Annotated in this window: 3 protein-coding genes; 1 reads left to right on the top strand and 2 read right to left on the bottom strand. The window is 44.6% G+C overall.

Features of this window, described 5'->3' with window-relative positions:
- Positions 1 to 1,335, bottom strand: a 1,335-nt coding sequence (locus NJ959_RS26940; protein WP_254014839.1) for a UDP-N-acetylmuramoyl-tripeptide--D-alanyl-D-alanine ligase, incomplete at its 3' end; no start/stop codon positions are given.
- Between the two features lie 350 nt (positions 1,336 to 1,685).
- On the opposite strand from NJ959_RS26940, the gene NJ959_RS26935 reads away from it, so the two are divergent.
- Positions 1,686 to 2,966 carry a Sll1247 family protein gene (locus tag NJ959_RS26935; protein WP_254014838.1) on the top strand — a complete coding sequence of 427 codons (1,281 nt, stop codon included), beginning with the start codon at positions 1,686 to 1,688 and terminating at the stop codon, positions 2,964 to 2,966.
- Between the two features lie 268 nt (positions 2,967 to 3,234).
- Here the strand turns inward: NJ959_RS26935 and pth are convergent, their stop codons facing one another.
- Complete coding sequence (gene pth, locus NJ959_RS26930) at positions 3,235 to 3,846, bottom strand: aminoacyl-tRNA hydrolase (RefSeq protein WP_254014840.1); 612 nt, start codon at positions 3,844 to 3,846, stop codon at positions 3,235 to 3,237.
- Between the last annotated feature and the right edge of the window lie 44 nt (positions 3,847 to 3,890).

The following is a 3,890-nucleotide window of genomic DNA, read 5'->3' as shown; positions in this document are numbered from 1 at the left end:
ATGAACAACCCGATCTAAGCCAATAGATCTTGATGCTTTGAATAGTACGCGATCGCCTGGTTGCAACAATTCTTTTAAATGCTCGAGTAGATCCGCCTGGGAGTCAAAGCAATCGGTTGGTACTGTACTAACACCTGTAGCAATAGCTTGAGCTTCCTCGTCGTCCACTGTAATTAACAAAGCATCCAGATGCAATTCCTCCACTGTATTCCCGACTTCTTGATGGAATTCGGGCGATCGCTCTCCCAATTCCTTCATTGCTCCTAGTACGGCAATATGCCGCTTGCCAGGGGTTTCGGCTAACAGTTGGAGTGCTGCTTTCATTGATTCTAATCCAGCATTGTAGGTTTCATCCAGAATTACAATATCCTTCGCTAACTCGTAGCGCTGCGATCTCCCTCCTGGCATCTCTACTAATACACCTTTAGTGAGTTTTGTCAAGTCTATTCCCAGAATTTTCGCCACAGCTAGCGCCGCTAAATAGTTTAGGGCATTATGTCTGCCAGGTAAAGGAAGAGGGAACTCGATTCCGTCAACAGCGAGAGTGTCTAGATCGATCAATTGCCCATGTAAATCACCGCCATCCAAGCCAAAGGTAATCGTTTGTCCCTGCCAAACTGTAGCAGCAGTTTTCCTGAGCAATTTGTTGTCGTGATTGATTACGGCTATACTACTGTGGGGCATTTCGGCTAATAACTCACATTTAGCTTTGGCGATCGCTTCGGCGGAACCCAATAGTCCGATGTGAGCCGTCCCGACATTAGTAATCACCCCTACCGTAGGATGGGCTATTTGAGTCAACTGTGCAATTTGTCCGACACCCCGCATTGCCATTTCAATGACGGCATAATCATGTTCTTGTCCTAATTCCAGCAGGGTTTTCGGCACACCGATCTCATTATTATAGTTACCCTGAGTTTTGAGGACATTACCTTGAGTCCCCAAAACAGCAGAGATCAACTCCTTGGTAGTAGTTTTGCCAGCAGAGCCAGTTACCGCAATTACTGGGATATTAAAGCGATCGCGCCAGTAACTGGCAATTTGCTGATATGCCTTGAGGGTGTCTTCTACTTGGAGTTGGGGAATATCGTCAAACTCATTACCAATACTACGATCTGTAATAACTGCGATCGCGCCTTTCCCAATTGCAGCTCTGAGATACTCATGCCCATCAAATTGAAGTCCGCGCAGTGCTAAGAAAACTTGACCCGGCTTGAGGCTGCGGGTATCGGTGGAAATACCGGGGAACAATGTTCCTGCCACTCGATCTGATAAATTGAGAGGCAGTGCGTTGAGAATGTCAAGTAATTCGATCGCAGAAAGCTGACAAGCCATAGGTCTATACTGTTTGCGTTTATATAATTTAGGCGTTTTCTGAATAAATCTTTACAATACAGAATGGGGGCAGGTTAAAACAGGTAGTTTACTGAATCTTTACAATTGTGTGATGAACTTCGAGATCCTGATTCAGGCTGAGTAAAGTATGCTTTTAGTAGAGAGTAATTCTCTGCATTTTTACAAATCATCTACGATGCCCTTTTAGCGGGGGCATCCAATTGTGGTGCATCTGGGTGTTGGCTGTCTCAGGAGAGGGCAGGTTAAATTGGAAATTAAATCTAGCAATCTACAACAAGTGAATAAAAGGCCTTCAGCCTTGAGGTTTCTGCTTGGGAGGGCTTACTAAAATGACTGCTACTTGGACAGAATCTGATATTAGACAAACTAGCAGCGAAGAGCAACAGCTCTACGATCATCTACTCTACTGCGTACAGGTAGAGTCGCCCTGTCAAATGATCGAGCGCTTCCAAAAGCTATTTTTAGATGGATCGAGATATGAAGAACCCAAAATCTGGATGGCCTTGGAAAAGCTAGCCGTGGATAAGCGCTCTGAGCAAGACTTCAAGTTTGTCCTCAACCGTTGCTGCCATATTCTCATCAATCGCTGGCAACTGCAACCCCAATTACAGGTTGCGATCCCGGAATTGGTGGGGATATTTGAGACTCTACCATCTCCGGGAATTGTTCGATCTCGCGGCGCAAGGCGTTTGCGGGAACTAGTGGAGCTTTTCACTGAGACGGAGCAATATCTAACATTACAACGCTTATCGCGGGTAATGAGCGACCATTCAGATCACTGTGGCTGTGGATCTAAGCCAATAGGTAACCTGATTCAGCGCTATCCTTACTTATACGAACATTGTCTGTTGAGCGAAGACAGTAGTTACGAGCATCAGCAAACGGTGCGGCAGATTCAATCTCGGATTCAGAAGCGGTTTGAGCTGGATTTGTCTCAATATGTCACCTATCAGGTGCGATGTGCCCAGGCGATCAAAAACGGATCGAAAGAAGCAAGCAAAAAGATTCTAACTGTAAAAAATCCTACACTTTTGAGCGATCGCGAATTGGGGAATGCCCTCAAGCAGTTGGCTGGTAAAGTACAAGGATCTTACACCCACAGGGATATCGCTCAGAGCTTCCTCTCCCACACTACTCACACTACTCGCTACAAGGATTTTAAGGAGGATTTGTACGAGTATCTCACAGCTTCTATTGACCCATCCTATGGAAAACTCCAGTTTAATGAGCGGCTCCATACTCATCTCAAAAATACTTTACCTCAAAGCGATGCCCAACCACCCAGTGAATTTCTGATTTTACGCACCTGTAGCAAGTTATTGAACTTCTTAGTGGTGGAGAGTAGTCAGCGCCCTAATCACTTTGTTTTTGTGGATCTGATTACTAACTTGGGCGCAACCGTGACAACTGTTTTACTACTCAAAATAGTCTTGCTATCTCACAAAGTCAAGCATTACTTGGAAAAGCAATTCTCCATTCTATTTAACCACTATGAATCGTCAACGAGAGACGGCGTACCCTGGTTAATCAAATCTTTGGAAAACTTAAATGTCGCTTTCTCTATTCACTTTGGATCGGCAGATGTTTCCTGTTTAAATCAAATAATGTAGGTTGTTTGTTGTTGGTTATTTGTTGTTTGTTGGTTGTTATTGGTTGTTTGTTTGACCAATAACCAATAAGGCTCTCCCGTACTTGTGGTGGAAAACCCTTTTTTTGGCAGGGGGGCAGGGAGCAGGGGGAAACCCGATCTAGTATGCCTTTGGTGATTTCAATAACTTTGACTTATCACCATAACTCCCGGAGAGCCACCAATAACCAATAACTAATAATCAATAACTAATAACTAATAACTAATAACCAATAACTAATAACTAATAACTAAATACTGCGACTATTGTATAGATTCATAGCCTTTTCCAGCCCTTGTTTAAGAGCGATTTCCACCGCATCAACAGCAAATTGGAGAACCTCAGATATGACTTTTGTTTCCTCCGGTGAAAATTTACCCAGGACATGAGATATAGTATCCCGATCCGGGGTAGATTTAGCAATACCAATTCGTAGACGAGGGAAATTATCCGTACCAAGATGTGCGATCGCGGATTTCATCCCATTATGTCCTCCGGCAGATCCTGAAAGGCGCATCCGCAGTCGCCCCACAGGTAAATCCAGATCGTCATAAACAATCAAAACTGACTCAGGTGGTAACTTATACCAATCAATCGCAGCACGAATAGCTTGTCCAGAAGCATTCATATAAGTAAGCGGTTTGAGCAGACGCAGCTTATCTCTTGTCGGGCTAAATCCTTCCCCCAAAAAAGCCTGAAACTTGCGATTTTCGCTCCAAGAAATTTGCGATCTACGGGCAAGGGCATCCACTACTTCAAATCCAATATTGTGCCGCGTTTTGTCATACTTAGAGCCGGGATTTCCCAATCCCACAATTAGCTGAGGAATCACCAAGGGAGAGGGTATAGTAGTGTCTGCCATGAGGTTTGATCGATCGGGATAGGGGAGGGGGGGAGAAGGGGGAC

It is taken from the genome of Limnofasciculus baicalensis BBK-W-15, assembly GCF_024178385.1.
Taxonomy (GTDB): domain Bacteria; phylum Cyanobacteriota; class Cyanobacteriia; order Cyanobacteriales; family Coleofasciculaceae; genus Limnofasciculus; species Limnofasciculus baicalensis.
Note: the sequence above shows the minus strand (reverse complement) of the source record. Positions and strands in the feature narration are given on the sequence as shown.